The organism is Brachybacterium sp. J153 (assembly GCF_036311905.1).
Taxonomy (GTDB): domain Bacteria; phylum Actinomycetota; class Actinomycetes; order Actinomycetales; family Dermabacteraceae; genus Brachybacterium.
This window is the reverse complement of sequence record NZ_JAZDCH010000010.1, coordinates 25,750-42,413: the sequence shown is the minus strand read 5'-3', so window position 1 is coordinate 42,413 and position 16,664 is coordinate 25,750. Positions and strand designations below refer to the sequence as shown.

Genomic DNA, 16,664 nt, shown 5'->3' with positions numbered 1-16,664 from the left:
CCCTCCCCGCCGCCCCCCCTGCTGAAACTCCGCGTCAGGCGTGACCTCACGCCCTGAGCGGGGTTGAGGTCACGCAGGGCGCGGAGTTCCAGCAGCTGCGGATCCCGCGCCACCCTGCCTCGGCTCGGCACTGCCCTGCTGCGGACCGGGCCGCGCCGGTGGGTAGTCCTCCCCATCGCGACCTGGGCAGATGCCACCTAGGCTCAGATGACCGACCACTGGAGGAGGACACCATGTCCCGTTCGATCATCGCCCGAGGCGCCGCCCTCGCCGCCACCGCCGTGCTCGCCCTGACCGCCTGCGGCGCCACCGACGAGGAGCCCGAGCAGCAGCCGGAGCAGGGCGTCGAGCAGGAGCCCGCGGCCGAGGGTGAGGGCGCGGAGGCCGAGGGAGAGTCCGAGGCGGAGTCTGAGGAGGCCGCGGCGGAGGGGTCCGAGTCCAGTGAGGCTGCGGGCGAGGAGTCCGAGGAGAGCGCGTCCGGCGCCGGGGCCGTCGCCGAGGGGACGGTCATCGAGATCGGCACCGAGCTCACCGACCCCGACACCGGCGACGTCGTCACCATCGTCTCCGCCTCGCGGAACATGCCCACCGAGTACTACCTGGCCAACGACAACCCCGACGGGGAGATGATCTACCTCGAGGTGAAGGTGGTCCCCGGGGAACAGTACGGCGGCGTCGTGAGCCAGCAGGACTTCGTCCTCGACGGCGGCGGCGAGGAGGTCAACTACGCCTCCACCGCGGATGACGAGGTGACGGCGGCGGGCTTCGAGTACTTCGACGGCGCGCCCCGACGCGATGGCGAGGCCACCGGCTTCATCCCGATCTACCTCGAGCAGACCGGTGAGACCCTCAAGGGCGCCTACATCCGGCCGGAGACCGAGATCCTCGGCGAGGACACCTCGATCCCGGAGTTCCGCGGCGAGTTCGAGATCCCCGCCGCCTGACGGTCTGCACGGGGGATCTCGCGGTCCCCTGCTGGAACTCCGCGCCAGGCGTGACCTCAAGCCTTCAGAGGCCTCGAGGTCACGCCTGGCGCGGTCTTTCAGCCGCCAGCCAGAGCCAGAGCCAGAGCCAGAGCCAGAGCCACCCTCTTCACTGGACCGTTCCTCCCCACCCCGCCTCCGTCCCCAACTCCTCCGCCCCGAAGGCGCTGAGCGGCCGGTCCCGGCACGGTGAGCGGATGTACTCGTCGAGTGACCTGATCCTGCCCGCTGATGCCCGGCCCCGGCTCCGTCCCGTCCGGGCACCCCGCCGCATCCTCCACCTCTCCTCCGCCGACACCGGGCTGATCAGCCGGACGGAGATGCTGGCCCACGGCGAGACCGATGCCTCGATCCGGGCGGCGGTCCGCGACGGCATCCTCCGCCGCGTCGCCCGAGGGTGGTATGCCTTCGACGGTGCCGAGCCCCGGACGATCGCGCCGCTCCGCCACGGCCATCGCCTGACCTGCATCAGCGTGACCCCGATGCACGGCCTGTGGACTCCGCACGGCGACAGCTCGGCCCGTCCCGGCCAGTCGATCTCCCGCCTGCACGTCTATCGGTACCAGGACTCCCGCAGCACCCCGTCGAGGATGGCCGGGCATCCCACGCCGCACCGCGGCTGGCCCGAGCCGGACCCGGTGGCCTCGCTCCCCCTCGCCCTCGAGCACGCGATGCGCTGCCAGGACGGCGAGACGGCGGCGATCCTCCTCGAGTCCGCGATGGCGCAGGGCCTGCTCGGCCCCGTGGAGGTGACGGCGCTGCTGACCGCCGCCCCCGCCGCCGTCCGCTCCCGGATCGGCCGCCTCTCGACCGCGAGCGACTCGGGATCGGAGACCCGGGTCGTGCGCTGGCTGCGGCGCCGCGGATTCACCGTCGAGCAGCAGGTGTACCTCGACGGTGTCGGGTACCTCGACGCCTACGTCGGCGGGATCTTCCTGGAGATCGACGGTCGCAGGCCCCACACCGCGCAGGAGGTCTTCGAGGCGGACCGCGCCCGCGACCTCACGGCGACGTCCCTCGGGCTGCAGGTCCTGCGCATCAGTTACCAGCAGGTCTGGCTCGACTGGCCCCGCACGCAGCGGAAGATCCTCGCCGCGATCCGGGAGGTCGGGCCGTTCGGCCGGGCCAAGGTCCGGGCGCTGGCCGGTCAGCGCCTGGCCGCCGCCTGATCTGCCGGCCCGCCCGGTCCGCAGCGGGCGGGGGCAGGGTGGAGCGGCGGGTGGGGCGGGGGCGGGGTGGGGGCAGACGGGTGAGGCGGGGGCAGGGTGAGGCTGGTGGGGCGGGGGCCGACGGGTGGGCGGGGCAGGTGGCGCGGGGAGGGGCGGGATGGGCGGGCCCACCCAACCCCACCACTCACAGCACCGAGGCGAGGAAGCCCTTCAGGCGGTCCGACTGCGGGTGGTCGATGACCTGCTCCGGGGTGCCCTGCTCGAGGATCCGGCCCTCGTCCATGAACACGACCCGGTCGGCGACCTCGCGGGCGAAGCCCATCTCGTGGGTCACCACGATCATGGTCATGCCGCCCTCGGCGAGTTCCTTCAGCACGGCGAGCACCTCGGCTACCAGCTCGGGGTCCAGGGCGGAGGTGGGCTCGTCGAAGAGCATCAGCTCGGGCTCCATCGCCAGCGCCCGGGCGATCGCCACCCGCTGCTGCTGGCCGCCGGAGAGCTCCGCGGGGTAGTGGTCGGCGCGGTCCGCGAGGCCCACCCGCTCGAGCAGGCCGAGGGCCGCTTCGCGAGCCTGAGCGGTGCTGCGGGCCCGCACCTGCACCGGTGCCTCCATGACGTTCTGCAGCGCCGTCATGTGCGGGAACAGGTGGAAGCGCTGGAACACCATGCCGATGCGGGAGCGCTGCTGGGCGATGCGCGCCGAGCTGAGCTTCTGCCAGCGACCGTCGGGCAGCGGCTCGGCCTCGTAGCCCTGCACGACCCCGTCGATGAGCACCCGCCCGGCGGTCGGCTCCTCGAGCTGGTTGATGCAGCGCAGCAGGGTGGACTTGCCGGAGCCGGAGGGCCCGATGAGCACGGCGACCTCCCCGGCGGCGACGGAGAGATCGCAGCCCTGGAGCACGTGCAGGTCGCCGAAGGCCTTGTGGATGCCCTCGAGGCGGATCAGGGCGGGGGCGGCCGCGCCGTCCGTGGTGTCCTCGGTCGTCATCACAGCTCCACCTCCGGGAGGGAGTCCTTGGGGGTCGTGCCGGCGCGGTTCACGGCGGCCTGGCGGGAGCGGCGGCCGGTCGCGGGGGCGCCGGGGCGGTCATCGAAGCCGCGGCCGAAGTACCGCTCGAGGAAGTGCTGCCCCACCATCAGCACCGAGGTGATCGCGAGATACCAGATCGCGGCGACGAGCAGCAGCGGGATCGGCGCGTACAGCTTGTTGGCGATCGCGTTGGTGGCGAAGGTGAGGTCGAGGGTGAAGGGCACCGCGAGCACGAGCGAGGTCGTCTTCAGCATGCCGATGGTCTCGTTCCCGAGCGGCGGCACGATCACCCGCATGGCCTGCGGGAGGATGATCCTCCGCAGGATCCGGCCGGGCCGCATGCCGAGCGCCTTGGACGCCTCGGTCTGGCCCTTGTCGACGGAGTTCAGGCCGGAGCGGAAGATCTCGGCGAGATAGGCGCCCTCGTTGAGGCCGAGCCCCACCACCGCCGCCCAGAAGGCGGGGAAGTAGTCGCGGGTCTCGAGGGCGAAGAGCTCCGGCCCGAAGGGGACGCCGAGCGCGATCTTGGGGACGATCACGGTGAACAGGCCCCAGAACACAAGCTGGGTGTACACCGGGGTGCCGCGGAAGACGAAGATGTACGCCCAGCTCACGCCGCGCAGCACGGGGTTCTCGCTGCGGCGCGCGATCGCCGTGGCGAGGGCGATGACGGTGCCCAGCACCATCGAGAGCACCGTGATCAGCAGCGTCCAGCCGACGCCCTGCACCACCTTCACGTCGAGGATGTAGGCGGCGACGGTGCCCCAGTCGAAGACCGGGTTCGTGACCAGGAAGTTCACCAGCGCGAGGGCGAGCAGGCCGACGATCACGGCGCTGATCCAGGTGCCGGGGCGCGGCGGCCGCTTGGCGCGGATCCGTCCCGGGATCGGGTCGGCGTCGCGGCCGACGGGGGGCGAGGTCTGTGCGGTGCTCACTGCTGCGGGTCCACTTCCGAGGTCTCGATCATGCCGTTCTCGTTGCCCCAGGCCGCGAGGATCTCGCGGAGGGCACCGGTGTCGATCAGGTGCTGGACGGCGCCGCGGATCGCCTCGGCCAGCTCGGGCTGGTCCTTGGCGACGACGATGCCGTTGAGGGCCGCGTCCTCGATCTCGCCCACCTGCTCGAGGGTGTCGCGGGAGCGGTCCACGGCGTAGGCGACGACGGGCGAGTCGCCGATGAGGACGTCGGCCTTGCCACCCGCGACCGCGGTCGCGGCGTCGGCGTTGCCGACGTAGGGCTGGTCGATGATCCCGGCTCCGCCACCGTCGCGGCACTCCGCGTCGCGCTCGACGACGACGTCGTCCATGTAGGTGCCGACCTGGTGGGCGACGCGGCTGCCGCAGAGGTCGGGCGGGGTGATGTCGTAGGGGTTGCCCCGCCGGACGGCGTAGCTCATGCCCGCGGCGAAGTAGGACACCATCGAGACCTGCTCGAGCCGTTCTGGGTTGATGGTGAAGCTCGAGATGCCCACGTCGTACTTCGCGCCGATCGACGGGATGATCTGCGCGAACACCGCGGACTCGGTGCGGGTGGCGAGCCCCAGGACCTTGCCGATGGCGGCGAGGATGTCCATGTCGTAGCCGACGGCCTCCCCGTCGGAGCCGACGAACTCCCCGGGCGCGTAGTTCAGCGCGGCGCCGTTGACGAGCTCGCCGCGCTCGCGGATCTGGGCGGGGACGAGGGCGGCGAGATCGGCCTGCTCCTCGATCCCGCTGAGGTCGATCTCGGGGATCGCGTTCGTCTCCGCGTCGAGGCGGACGGACGCGTCGGTGCAGGCGGCGAGCGTGGGCGCGAAGGCCGCTCCGCCGAGGGCGACCGGCAGCGCGCGCAGCAGGGTGCGTCGACGGGGCTGGGTGCGAGTCACGGATGGAAGCTTATGCACTCTTGTGAATGACTGAGAAATCCGTGAGGTGTGGACCTCACCGGGACTCTTCGCGCGGCGAGCGTCAGTCCGCCGCCTGTGCCCCTCCCGCGAGCTCCTCCTCCGCGTCCAGGTCCACGCTCGCGCCCTCGAACTGCGAGCGGTACAGCCGCGCATAGGCGCCGTCGGCCTCGAGCAGCTGCTCGTGGGTGCCCTGCTCCACGATGTCCCCGGACTCCATCACCAGGATCAGGTCCGCGTCGCGGATGGTGGAGAGGCGGTGGGCGATGACGAAGCTGGTGCGGCCCTCGCGCAGCCGGTTCATGGCCTGCTGCACGAGCACCTCGGTGCGGGTGTCGACCGAGCTGGTGGCCTCGTCGAGGATCAGCAGACTGGGCCGGGCCAAGAACGCGCGGGCGATCGTGACCAGCTGCTTCTCGCCCGCGGAGAGCGTGGACTCGTCGTCGTCGACGATCGTGTCGTAGCCCTCGGGGAGCTGCCGCGCGAAGTCGTCGACGTGGGTCGCGCGGGCCGCCTCGAGCACTTCCGCGTCGGTCGCGTCCAGCCGGCCGTAGCGGATGTTCTCCCGCAGGGAGCCCTTGAACAGCCACGTGTCCTGGAGGACCATGCCGGTGCGCTCGCGCAGCTGGGCGCGCGTGAGGTCGCGGATGTCGGTCCCGTCGATCGTGATCCGGCCGCCGTCGACCTCGTAGAAGCGCATCACGAGGTTCACCAGGGTGGTCTTGCCCGCCCCCGTCGGCCCGACGATCGCGACCGTGTGCCCCGGGTCCGCGACGAGCGAGAGGTCGCGGATCAGCTCCCGCTCGGGGCTGTAGGAGAAGCGGACGTGCTCGAACTCGACCCGGCCCTCGCCGATCGTCGCGGCGGCGCCCGGCACCTCGGTCTCCGCCTCCTGCTCGTCGGCGTCGAGCAGCTCGAAGACCCGCTCGGCGCTCGCCACGCCGGACTGCAGCATGGTCGCCATCGACGCGACCTGCGAGAGCGGCTGCGTGAACTGGCGCGAGTACTGGATGAAGGCCTGCACGTCGCCGAGGGTCATCTGCCCGGAGACGATCCGCAGCCCGCCGACGATCGCGATGACGACGTAGCTGACGTTCCCCACGAACATCATCAGCGGCATGATCAGCGAGGACACGAACTGCGCGCCGAACGTGGCGCGGAACAGCCGGTCGTTGCGCTCCTCGAAGCGGGCGCCGACCTGCTCGCGGCGGCCGAAGACGGTCACCAGCGAGTGGCCGGTGTACGCCTCCTCCACCTCGGCGTTGACCACGCCTGTCGCGTCCCACTGCTGCGCGAACAGCTTCTGGCTGCGGGAGCCGACGAGCCCGGTGACCAGCAGCGCCACCGGGATCACGGCGAGCGCGATGAGCGAGAGCTGCCACGAGATGGTGACCATCATGATCAGCACGCCGAGCACCGTGAGGATCGAGTTCACGAGGCCCGTCACGGTGTTCATGAGGGTGTTCTGGATGTTGTCGATGTCGTTGGTGACGCGGGAGAGGATCTCGCCGCGCTTCATCCGGTCGAAGTAGGCCAGCGGCAGTCGGTGCAGCTTCTCCTCGACCTCGCGGCGCAGGCGGGAGACCATCCGCACCAGGATCCGGTTCAGCGCGAGGCCCTGCAGCCACATGAACAGGGCCGAGACGATGTACAGCAGCACCGCGAGCAGCAGCACCTGGTGCAGCGCCGAGAAGTCGATGCCCTGCCCGGGGGTGAGGGTCATGCCGGAGAGCATGTCCGCGTACTGCTCCTGGCCCTCGGCGCGCAGCTGGGCGATGACCTGCTCGGGGTCGGCGCCCGCGGGGAGGGTGCGGGAGATCAGGCCGGTGAAGATGAGGTCGGTGGCGCGGCCGAGAATCTTCGGTCCCACCACGGACAGCACCACGGAGATGACGCCGAGGCCGATCGCGGCGAGGAGGTAGGGCCGCTCGGGCCCCATCTCGCCGAGCAGCCGCTTCGCGGAGGGCCAGAAGTTCTTCGCGGACTGGCCGGGGCGCAGCCCGCGCTGGGCGTCCTTCTCCGCGGCGATCTCGTCGGCAGGGCTGGTCTCGACGGGGGTCGTCTCGTCGGTGCTCATCACGCGACCTCCTCCTCGACGCCCTGGGAGCGCACGATCTCGCGGTATGTCTCGGAGCTCTCGAGGAGCTCGGGGTGGGTGCCCTGGGCGACGACCCGGCCGTTGTCGAGCACCAGGATCAGGTCGGCGCCGACGATGGTGGTGACGCGCTGGGCGACGATCAGCACGAGCGCGTCCTCCGTCTCGGGGGCCAGCGCCGCGCGCAGCCGCGCATCGGTGGTGAGGTCGAGCGCGCTGAAGGAGTCGTCGAAGAGAAACAGCGAGGGCTTCGCCGCGAGGGCCCGGGCGATGCACAGCCGCTGGCGCTGGCCGCCGGAGACGTTGGTGCCGCCCTGCGCGATCGGGGAGTCCAATTGCTGCGGCATGGCGGCCACGAAGTCGCGGCCCTGGGCGACGGTGAGGGCGTGCCACAGCTCCTGCTCGTCGGCGTCCGGGCGGCCGAAGCGGAGGTTGCTCGCGACGGTGCCGGAGAACAGGTAGGGCCGCTGCGGGACGAGGCCCACGCGGTCCCAGAGCACGCGGGCGTCGAGATCGCGCACGTCGTGGCCGTTCAGCAGCACCCGCCCCTCGGTCGCGTCCATGAGCCGCGGGACGAGGTTCAGCAGGGTGGTCTTGCCGGCGCCGGTGCCGCCGATGATCGCGACGGTCTGCCCCGCGCGGGCGGTGAAGGAGATGTCCTCGAGGACGGGCCGCTCGGCGCCGGGGTAGGTGAAGGAGACGCTGTCGAAGCTGAGCTCGATCGGTCCCTCGATCTCGCGCACCCCGTCGGTGCGCTGGACGACGGAGGTCTCGGTGCCGAGCACGGCGCTGATGCGCTCGGCGGAGACCATCGCGCGCGGGATCATCATCGTCATGAAGGTCGCCATCATCACCGCGATGAGGATCTGCATCAGGTAGGCGATGAAGGCGGTGATCGAGCCGACCTCCATCTGGCCGGCGTCGATGCGCGGCGCGGCGACCAGCAGCACCAGCACGCTGGAGATGTTCAGCAGGAACATGATGATCGGGTTGATGAGGATCATCAGCAGGCCGATGCGGCGGTTCAGCTCGGTCAGCTCGTGGTTGACCTCGCCGTAGCGCTCCCGCTCGCGGTCCTCGCGCACGAAGGCGCGAAGCACGCGGATGCCGGTGATCTGCTCGCGCAGCACGCCGTTGATGTCGTCGATCCGACCCTGCATCTGCTTGAACAGCGGGGCGGCCCGCAGGATGAGGGTGCCGACGGCGATCAGCATGACCGGCACCATCACGGCGATCAGCCACGCCATCCCCGGCTCGACCCGCAGTGCCAGGACCACGCCGCCGATGCCGGTCACCGGGGCCTGGACCAGCATGTTGAGGGTGAAGAACACCAGCATCTGGACCTGCTGGACGTCGTTCGTGGACCGGGTGACGAGGGAGGGCGTGCCGAACTCCGCCATCTCCCGCGGGGAGAACGAGGAGACCCGGTCGAAGACCTGCGAGCGCAGGTCCTGCCCGACGCGCATCGCCGAGCGGGCGGCGAAGTAGTTCGCGGCGATCAGCGCGATGATGTTCCCCAGCGAGATCAGCAGCATCAGCCGGCCGAGCTCCCAGATGACGTCGACATCCGCTTGGGCGACGCCGTCGTCGATGATGTCGGCGTTGAGCGTGGGCAGATAGAGCGCTGCCACGACGCCGCCGATCTGGAAGAGCACCACGAGGGCGATCCAGAGCCAGTAGGGCCTCACGGCGCGCAGCGCCAGACGCAGCAGGGTCACGATGCTCCTTCCGGGGCGCCGGCCGACCGGCCGCGCACACCGGAGCAGGGTAGTCCTCCATCGTGGGAAGGTCCTCAGGTTTTCGGCAGGTGTCCGGGGCGGTGCTCTACCGTGGTCGCCGTGAACCGTCCCGCTCAGCGCATCCTGCTCGTCGTGCTCGCTCTCGTGCTCCTCATCCCCGTCGGGGTGATGGGGCTCGGCGGGGTGCTCGGCGGCGGGGACGAGGCCGCCGAGGACACGCCGTCGGTGATCGCCGAGGAGCGGCCGACGGTGGATCCCGCCGAGCAGCCGATCCGCCCCGAGCTGCCCCGTCCGGAGGAGCCGGCCGGGATGACGGAGCAGAGCGCGGCGGGGGCCGAGGCCACGCTCACCTACGTGCTCGAGTCCTATGCGTACATGATGAGCAGCGGCGACATCTCCGTGTGGGAGAACTCGGTGGATCCGAACTGCTCCGTCTGCACGACCTTCCTCGCCAATGCGGAGACTCTCGCCGCGCAGGGCGGCTACCTCGTGGACGGCGAGTTCACGGTGCACGGGACGACCTTCACCGGCACCGGGGAACCGCCCGCGACGGGCGAGGTCACGGCGGACTTCTCGCAGGAGGCGTCGATCCTGGTGGACGACCCCACGCTGCAGGCCAACGAGCTCGAGGCGGTCTCCGGGCAGCTCATCGCGCAGGTCGCCTGGGACGGCGAGCGCTGGCGCATCACCGACATGTCCATCGCCCCCGACGCGGCGGAGTGACGCGCCCCGCTCACTCCACCCGGTACAGGAACAGGTCGGTCCGGTAGGGCACGCCGACGGTGGCTCCGCGCGGGTGGCCGAGGTGGTCGTGGAGGTACCAGTCGAGGTTCGCGAGCACCTTGGCGCGCCGCTCCTCGGGGGCGGTGATGACGTAGCTGCGGGTGCGGGCGAGGTCGATGACGTCCTGGGTGGGCATCGGGTCCTCCCACACGTGGGCGGCGCGGTGGATCCGGCGCAGTCCCGCGCCGACCTCGGGCTCGAAATCCTCCCGGTGGATGTCGCCCGCGTGCATGATGCGGCTGAGGCGGTGCACCCAGGGGATCGTCACGTCGAGCATGTTCCAGACCAGGACGAGCACGCCACCGGGCGCGAGCAGCCGCACGGTCTCGGCCGACGCCGCCGGGGCGTCGAACCAGTGCCAGGCCTGGGCGACGGTGACCAGCTCGGCCGATGCCGCGGGCAGCCCGGTCGCCTCGGCCGGGGCGAGGTGCGTCCGCAGCCGTCCCTCGGGGCCGCGTCGGCGGGCGGTCTCGAGCATCGCCGCGCTCGTGTCGACAGCGGTGACCTCGAGCCCCCGCTCGGCGAGCGCCCAGGACAGCTTCCCGGTCCCCGCCCCGAGGTCGATCGCGCGCCGCGTTCTCTCGGCCCCGTCGGCCCGGTCGACCGGAGCGGGGAGGGCGGCGAGCATCTCGTCGAGCGCCGGCGCGGGGTAGCCGGGCCGGAGCCGGTCGTAGTCCTCGCCCTGCTCGGCGAACGCCCCGGCCAGCACGCTCTTGCGCTCGGCGCTGCCGAAGCGCGGGGCGTCGCGGGAGGAGATCGGGGGCACTGCCTCCGGCCCCGGGCTCACCGCGCTTCCCGGTGCGCGACCCAGGAGCGGTGGAGTCCCGCGTAGATCCCGCCGGGGAGGGCGACGAGCTCGGCGTGGGTGCCGTGCTCGACGAGGTGCCCGCCGTCCAGGACCATGATCCGGTCGGCCCGCTCGGCGGTGGAGAGGCGGTGCGCGATAGTGATGGTGGTGCGGCCGCGGGCGAGGCCGTCGATGGCCTGGGCGAGGCGGACGTCCGCCGCGGGGTCGACGGCGCTTGTCGCCTCGTCGAGGACGATCACGTCGGGGTCGGCGAGATAGGCGCGGGCGAGCGCCACGAGCTGCCGCTCCCCCGCGCTGAGTGACTCGCCGCGCTGGCCGACGGGGGTGTCGAGGCCGTCGGGCAGCTCGGCCGCCCAGGTGTCGAGCCCCAGCTCGGCGAGGGCCTGGCGCATGTCCGCTTCGGTGGCGTCGGGTCGGCCGTAGCGCAGGTTCCCGCCGACGGTGGTGTCGAAGAGGAAGCCCTCCTGCGGCACCATGATCACGCGCGTGCGCAGCGAGGCGTAGGGCACCAGGTGCAGCGGCACGCCGCCCACCTCGATCGTCCCGGAGGCGGGGTCCATCATGCGGGTGAGGAGCTTGGCGAAGGTGGTCTTGCCGGAGCCGGTCTCGCCCACGATCGCGATGCGGGAACGGGCGGGGATGTCGACGTCGACGCCGTGGATCACCTCGGGACCGGTCGGGTAGCGGTAGCGGAGCGCGCGCACGGTGATGTCGAGCGGCCCGTCGGGCAGCGGCGTCGCGCCGGGGACGGGATCGGAGCGTCGCCCGGTGTGCGGGTCCATGGAGCCTGCGGGGTCGGCGACGTCGGCCGGGGTGTCGAGCACGCCGAGCACGCGCCGCCAGCCGGCCACCGCGTTCTGCGCTTCGGAGAGCATCTCGATGCCCATGCGGACGGGCTGGCTGAACAGCGACACGAGGAACACGAAGGCGATGACGCCGCCCGCGGTGAGGTCGGCGCCGGGCAGGTCGAGGCCGAGCGCCCCGGTGCCGAGGAGGATGCCGACCACGACCACGACGGCGGTCGCGAGCCCGTCGGCCGTCTCCGAGAGGAAGAACGAGGCGGACTGCGGCCGCAGCACCGAGAACTGGGCGTCGCGCACCCTGCCGATCCGCTCCTGCTGGGCGCGGCGGGTGCGTTCCTCGGTGCCGTAGGCGCGCAGGGTCGCGGCGCCCACGAGGGACTCGGAGACGGCGCCGAGCATGCCGCCGACCCGCGTGCGGACCTCCTGGAAGCGGGCCCGGATCCGCTTCTGCAGGGCGCCCATGATCAGCAGAATCGGCAGGTAGCAGATCCACACGGCGAGCGCGAGCGGCCACGAGTACGCGACCATCACTCCGGTGGCCAGCAGCAGCTGGAAGCTCATCACCACGAGCATGATTCCGCCGAAGCTCATGAACTGGCTGACGGTGTCGACGTCGCTGGTCACGCGCGAGACCAGGGCCCCGCGCTGCTCGGTGCCCTGGGTGAGCAGGGAGAGGTCGTGGATGTGGCGGAAGGCGCGGGTGCGCAGGGTCGCGAGCGAGGTCTCGGCGAGGCGGAACAGGCGCCGGTTCATGAGCACGTTGCAGCTCGCGGTGACCAGCAGGACGAGGGCGGCGAGGCCCGCGGCGGAGGCGACGAAGGGCAGGTCGGGCCGCTCCGGCGCGATGATGCCGCGGTCGAGGATGGACTGCACCGCGATCGGCACGACCACCTTGCCGGCGGTCGCGATGACGGCGAGCAGCAGGGTGATCCACAGCCCGCGCAGCAGCTCGGGGGTGAGGGCGAGGCCGCGGCGGATCGTGGTCAGCGCGCCCTCGTCGGCCTGGGTCTCCCCGCCGAGGCGGGAGGAGGCGGGGGCGGTGCTCATCGGTCGTCCTCCTCGTGGTCGTCGCAGCGGTGCCGTTCCTCGGCGTGCTCCTGGGTGCGGCGCCGTGCGGCGGGCACGGCGAGCGCGGGGTCGGGGCCGTCCGACGGCGGCGGGCCGGAGGCCTCGAGCAGGCTGTGGGAGATGGCGGCCTCGTCGTAGGCGTCGACGAGGGCGCGGTAGCCGGCGCTCCCCGCGCGCAGCTCCTCGTGCGTGCCGGTCGCGGCGACCCGGCCGTGGTCGAGGAAGACGACCTGGTCGGCGAGGGAGATGGTCGACTTGCGGTAGGCGATCAGCAGCAGCGTGGACTCGGTCATCTCGCGGCGGATCCCGTCGAGGATCGCGAGCTCGACGCTCGGGTCGCAGGCGCTGGTGGCGTCGTCGAGGATCAGCAGTCGGGGCCGACGGGCGAGGGCGCGGGCGAGGGCGATGCGCTGGCGCTGGCCGCCGGAAAGGGACCCGCCCCGCTCCCCCAGCTCGGTGTCGAGACCCTCGGGCAGGGCGTCGACGAAGTCTTCGGCCTGGGCGACGCGCAGCGCCCAGCGCACGGTCTCCTCGTCGATGTCCTCACCGAGGGTGACGTTCCCGCGCACCGTGTCGTCGAAGACGAAGGCCTGCTGGAGCACGAGGGCGACGTCGGCCGTGAGCGCCTCGGCGGTGAGGGAGCGCAGCTCGGCGCCGTCGAGGCGGATCTCGCCGGAGGTGGGAGGGACCAGGCCCGCGGCGAGCAGGGCGAGGGTCGACTTCCCGGAGCCGGTGGCGCCGACGACGGCGAGCACGCGGGTGCCGGCGACGGGGTCCGCGGTGAGGGTCACGCCGTAGAGGGCCTCGGAGGTGCGCGCGGCGGCGGGCCGCTCCGCGCCGCCGCGGCCGAGGATCACCTGGGCGGGGTCGTCGTGGTAGGCGAAGGAGACGTCCTCGAGGGTGAAGCGGCCGGGGCCCGCGGGCAGGGCGTCGGGGCCGTATTCGCGGCGCTCGGCGACATCGAGGATCTGCTGCACACGGCCGCCGCCGACGACGGTGCGGGAGAGGTCGCCGAGCACCCAACCGAAGGAGCGGATGGGCAGGGACATCAGCGTGAACAGGTAGGACACCTCGACGAGCTGGCCGGTGGTGAGGTGCCCGTCGCCGATCCGCCACGCGCCGAGGACGGCGATCGCGAGGATGCCGAGGTTCGGGAGGGCGTCGATCGCGGGGTCGAACCAGCCGCGCACGTAGCCGAAGCGGATGCCGGTGTCCCGCAGCCGGTGGGCGGAGCGGGTGAAGCGCTCCTCCTCCACGTCCTCGCGGCCGAGAGACTTCACCACGTTCGCGCCGTCGAAGGACTCGTGGGCGATCTCGGCGACCTCGGCGCGCAGCTGCTGCGAGCACATGGCGAGCGGGGTCGCATAGTGCTGCAGCGCCACGTTCAGCACGATCAGCGCGAGGATCAGCGCGACCATGACCAGCAGGATCACGGGGTCGATGGCGGCGACCACGATCGTCGCGTAGAAGAGCAGCACGACGGTGGACAGCGCGAAGGGGAAGGGCGCCATGGCGAAGAAGGTCGCCTCGACGTCCGAGTAGACGGAGCTGAGCAGGGTGCCGGTGGACTGGCGGCGGTGCCACAGCAGCGGCACGCGCGCGTAGACGGCGGTGAGCCGCTCGCGGTAGAGGCGGAAGAGGTCGAACTGGGTGGCGGCGGCGAAGATGCGGCGGGCCATGACGGTGACGGCGCGGGCCACGGCGATGCCGAGGATCGCGAGGCCGCCGGCGACGACGAGGCCGAGCTGCGGCTCGCCCGTCGCGAAGCTCGGCACCACCACGTCCTCGGTGACGCGGCCGATGATCGAGCTCGTCGCGATCTGCAGCAGCGCGAACGCGATCGCGCCGAGGACGGCGAGGGAGAACCAGCCCTTCTGCTCCCAGGAGCCCTTGAGCAGGCGTGCGAGGCCGGGGAGGAGGACGGACGGGCGGCGGGTCGGGGAGTGATCGGTGAGGCTCATGCGGTGACGAAGTGCCAGACGACGGCGAGCGCGAAGACGATGGTGGAGAGCATGGCGAGGCCGAACTCGATGAGGATCCCGGTGCCGAGGGCCTTGATCGCGACCCAGGCGGAGCTGAGTCCCCGCGACCAGTCCTTCAGGCGCAGCGACTCGGCCACGTACAGGCCCACCAGGAAGCCGACGGGCAGGCCGACGACGGGGATCACGAAGATGCCGACCACGCCCGCCGCGATGCCGACGTAGATCGGCCACATCGGCACCTCGGCCGCGTGGAGCTTCTTCCCGGTGAGGACGTAGCTGGTGACCATCCCGGCCGCGCCGAGCACGAGGACGATCCCGAAGGCGACCCAGCCGGGCGCCCCGCCGACGACGATCGCCCAGATCAGCGTCGCGATGACGAGGGTGATGGTGCCCGGCAGGACGGGCACGATGATCCCCGCGAGGCCCACCACGTAGGCGAGGCCCACGAGGACGGTCACGATGATCTGGACGGTCAAGGAGTCGACCATGGGATGTCCTCCGGGGAGCTGGGGGTGGCCGCGTGCGGACCGGCCGTCCGCGTGATCGTTCACGGGGACGGCCGGGCGGTGTCGTCGGCAGCAGTGGTTCAGGGGTGGCGACCCCGCCACCGGGGCCTCCTCCATCCTATCGGGAGACGCTCCCCGGGGCGCGCCGACAGCCGCCCTCGCTCAGGGCAGGCGCACCACCTGGCCGGCCCAGGAGAAGCCGCCGCCGAAGCCGACCAGCAGGGCGGTCGCGCCGGAGGGGATCCGCCCGGCCTCGCGCATCCGCGAGATGGCCAGCGGGATCGTGGCGGCGGAGGTGTTGCCGGAGGTGATGATGTCGTCGGCGACGATCGCGTCCTCGCGGAGCCCGAGCGCGGCGGCGAGCGGCTCGATCATGCGCAGGTTCGCCTGGTGGGGGACGAAGACGTCGATGTCCGCCATGGTGAGCCCGGAGGCCTCGACGATCCGCTGCGAGATCTTCGGTGCCTCGCGCAGCGCCCAGCCGAGCACCTGGCGGCCCTGCTGCGCGAACGCGGGGCCCTCGCCGTTGATGGTGACGGCGTCGGCGAGCTCGGGGACGGTGCCCCACACGACCGGGGAGATGCCCGGCTCGTCGGCGGCGCGCAGCACCATGGCGCCCGCCCCGTCGGCCGTGAGGATGCACGTGGTGCGGTCGGTGTAGTCGGTGACGGCGGAGAGCTTCTCGGCGCCGATCACGAGGCTGGTGGTGCTCGCCCCGGTGCGGATCGACATGTCGGCGACGGCGAGGGCGTGCTCGAAGCCGGAGCAGGCGGCGCCGACGTCGAAGGCCGCGGGGGCGGCCAGGCCGAGCTGCTGGGCGACGCGGCCGGCGGCGCTCGGGGAGCGCTCGTAGTTGGAGCAGGTGGCGACGATGACCTGGGTGACCTCGGCCGGATCGACGCCGGCGTCGACGAGCGCGGCCCGCCCGGCGAGCGTGGCGAGATCGCCGACGTCGACCCCGTCGGCCGCGATCCGGCGCTCCTGGATGCCGGTGCGCTGGCGGATCCACTCGTCGCTGGTCTCGACCAACTGCTCGAGGTCGGCGTTGGTCATGATGCGGTCGGGACGGTGGTGGCCGGTGCCGATGATGCGGGATCCAGCAGCGGGGGCGGCGGGGGTGGCGGCGGGGGTGGCGTTCATGCTCCCGAGGGTATTCCGGGTGGGCTGTGTACCGTGCGGCCCGTGAGCGAGCTGCTGAACCTGGCCCTGGTGGGCGTAGTGGGCGGGCTCGGAGTCTTCGCCGTGGCCCTGCTGCCGGCTTGCTGGCTGCAGCGGCGCCGTTTCGGGCGGATCCGGCCGGACCGGCTCCTGGCGATCGCCGTGATCTGCGTGTACACCATGACGCTCGCGGGGCTCACGATCGCCCCGGCGTATGACGTGGCGCTGACCTGCCGCTCCCGCACCGGCGGCGCGCTGCGGGCGGATCCCTTCCACACGCTGCGCGAGGTGCTGGCGCTGCGTCGCGCGGGCGGGAGCTGGTGGGCGGTCGCGACGAGCTTCCCGGTGGTGCAGGTCGCGTTGAACACGGCCCTGTTCGTGCCGCTGGGGATGATCCTGCGCGGCGTGTTCCGGCTGGATGCGACGGCGTCGGTGGCGATCGGGCTGATGCTCTCGGCGCTGATCGAGGTCACCCAGTTCACGGGGGCGTTCGGGATCTACCCGTGCGGGGTGCGGATCGCGGACATCGAGGACCTGCTCGCGAACTGGCTCGGCGCTTTCGTGGGTGTCCTCCTCGCCCCGCTCGCGCGGCGGTTGCGGGTGCCGCTGTTCGTGCACGCGGACGAAGACACCCGGCCGACCGATTCCGTGCTGTGAC

The 16,664-nt window shown here is 72.0% G+C and carries 14 protein-coding genes; 4 read left to right on the top strand and 10 right to left on the bottom strand.

Translation table 11 applies throughout. The features are described from left to right. The first annotated feature begins 233 nt into the window (after positions 1-233). Both V1258_RS05720 and V1258_RS05715 read left to right on the top strand, forming a co-directional pair. On the top strand, positions 234-944 hold the full coding sequence (locus V1258_RS05720; protein ID WP_329748765.1) for a hypothetical protein: 711 nt from the start codon (positions 234-236) through the stop codon (positions 942-944). Positions 945-1,180: 236 nt separating this feature from the next. Continuing rightward, positions 1,181-2,152 (top strand): hypothetical protein, encoded by a 972-nt coding sequence (locus tag V1258_RS05715; RefSeq protein ID WP_329748764.1) that lies wholly within the window; start codon positions 1,181-1,183, stop codon positions 2,150-2,152. Between the two features lie 184 nt (positions 2,153-2,336). Here V1258_RS05715 and V1258_RS05710 read toward each other — a convergent pair whose 3' ends face one another. The 5 genes from V1258_RS05710 to V1258_RS05690 all read right to left on the bottom strand — a co-directional run bounded on the left by V1258_RS05710 (position 2,337) and on the right by V1258_RS05690 (position 8,877). Then, a complete protein-coding gene (locus V1258_RS05710) occupies positions 2,337-3,140 on the bottom strand; it encodes an amino acid ABC transporter ATP-binding protein (protein ID WP_329748763.1) in 804 nt (267 codons plus the stop codon). After that, complete coding sequence (locus V1258_RS05705; RefSeq protein WP_329748762.1) at positions 3,140-4,117, bottom strand: amino acid ABC transporter permease; 978 nt, start codon at positions 4,115-4,117, stop codon at positions 3,140-3,142. Before V1258_RS05705 ends, V1258_RS05710 begins: the two co-directional genes overlap by 1 nt. Continuing rightward, positions 4,114-5,046: an ABC transporter substrate-binding protein gene (locus V1258_RS05700; RefSeq protein ID WP_329748761.1), complete on the bottom strand. Its 933-nt coding sequence runs from the start codon at positions 5,044-5,046 to the stop codon at positions 4,114-4,116. Before V1258_RS05700 ends, V1258_RS05705 begins: the two co-directional genes overlap by 4 nt. A gap of 82 nt (positions 5,047-5,128) precedes the next feature. Beyond that, a complete protein-coding gene (locus V1258_RS05695) occupies positions 5,129-7,141 on the bottom strand; it encodes an ABC transporter ATP-binding protein (RefSeq protein ID WP_329748760.1) in 2,013 nt (670 codons plus the stop codon). Next, entirely contained in the window at positions 7,141-8,877 is a 1,737-nt protein-coding gene (locus tag V1258_RS05690; RefSeq protein WP_329746338.1) for an ABC transporter ATP-binding protein, read from the bottom strand. The genes V1258_RS05695 and V1258_RS05690 overlap by 1 nt, the downstream gene beginning before the upstream one ends. A 120-nt stretch (positions 8,878-8,997) precedes the next feature. Between V1258_RS05690 and V1258_RS05685 the strand changes: the two genes are divergently transcribed. Further along, positions 8,998-9,621, top strand: coding sequence for a DUF6318 family protein (locus V1258_RS05685; protein WP_329746337.1), 624 nt, complete (start codon positions 8,998-9,000; stop codon positions 9,619-9,621). A gap of 10 nt (positions 9,622-9,631) precedes the next feature. On the opposite strand, the gene V1258_RS05680 is transcribed toward V1258_RS05685, so the two are convergent. The 5 genes from V1258_RS05680 to V1258_RS05660 form a co-directional block, all read right to left on the bottom strand. Then, positions 9,632-10,447 (bottom strand): class I SAM-dependent methyltransferase, encoded by an 816-nt coding sequence (locus V1258_RS05680; protein WP_329746336.1) that lies wholly within the window; start codon positions 10,445-10,447, stop codon positions 9,632-9,634. 17 nt (positions 10,448-10,464) lie between these two features. Then, a complete protein-coding gene (locus V1258_RS05675; protein ID WP_329748759.1) occupies positions 10,465-12,339 on the bottom strand; it encodes an ABC transporter ATP-binding protein in 1,875 nt (624 codons plus the stop codon). After that, positions 12,336-14,321: an ABC transporter ATP-binding protein gene (locus V1258_RS05670; RefSeq protein ID WP_329748758.1), complete on the bottom strand. Its 1,986-nt coding sequence runs from the start codon at positions 14,319-14,321 to the stop codon at positions 12,336-12,338. The genes V1258_RS05675 and V1258_RS05670 overlap by 4 nt, the downstream gene beginning before the upstream one ends. Further along, on the bottom strand, positions 14,318-14,830 hold the full coding sequence (locus tag V1258_RS05665; protein ID WP_329748757.1) for a DUF456 domain-containing protein: 513 nt from the start codon (positions 14,828-14,830) through the stop codon (positions 14,318-14,320). The genes V1258_RS05670 and V1258_RS05665 overlap by 4 nt, the downstream gene beginning before the upstream one ends. A gap of 180 nt (positions 14,831-15,010) precedes the next feature. Next, positions 15,011-15,988, bottom strand: a complete 978-nt coding sequence (locus V1258_RS05660) for a beta-ketoacyl-ACP synthase III (protein WP_329748756.1) — start codon at positions 15,986-15,988, stop codon at positions 15,011-15,013. A gap of 42 nt (positions 15,989-16,030) precedes the next feature. Between V1258_RS05660 and V1258_RS05655 the strand changes: the two genes are divergently transcribed. Continuing rightward, complete coding sequence (locus V1258_RS05655) at positions 16,031-16,663, top strand: VanZ family protein (protein WP_329748755.1); 633 nt, start codon at positions 16,031-16,033, stop codon at positions 16,661-16,663. The last annotated feature ends 1 nt before the right edge of the window (position 16,664 follow it).

Excerpts from the sequence above, each read along its gene's own strand:
- V1258_RS05720 (WP_329748765.1), top strand. The coding sequence starts at position 234 with ATGTCCCGTTCGATCATCGCCCGAGGCGCCGCCCTCGCCGCCACCGCC.
- V1258_RS05670 (WP_329748758.1), bottom strand. The coding sequence starts at position 14,321 with ATGAGCCTCACCGATCACTCCCCGACCCGCCGCCCGTCCGTCCTCCTC.
- V1258_RS05715 (WP_329748764.1), top strand. The coding sequence starts at position 1,181 with ATGTACTCGTCGAGTGACCTGATCCTGCCCGCTGATGCCCGGCCCCGG.
- V1258_RS05695 (WP_329748760.1), bottom strand. The coding sequence starts at position 7,141 with ATGAGCACCGACGAGACGACCCCCGTCGAGACCAGCCCTGCCGACGAG.
- V1258_RS05665 (WP_329748757.1), bottom strand. The coding sequence starts at position 14,830 with ATGGTCGACTCCTTGACCGTCCAGATCATCGTGACCGTCCTCGTGGGC.
- V1258_RS05660 (WP_329748756.1), bottom strand. The coding sequence starts at position 15,988 with ATGAACGCCACCCCCGCCGCCACCCCCGCCGCCCCCGCTGCTGGATCC.
- V1258_RS05675 (WP_329748759.1), bottom strand. The coding sequence starts at position 12,339 with ATGAGCACCGCCCCCGCCTCCTCCCGCCTCGGCGGGGAGACCCAGGCC.
- V1258_RS05710 (WP_329748763.1), bottom strand. The coding sequence starts at position 3,140 with ATGACGACCGAGGACACCACGGACGGCGCGGCCGCCCCCGCCCTGATC.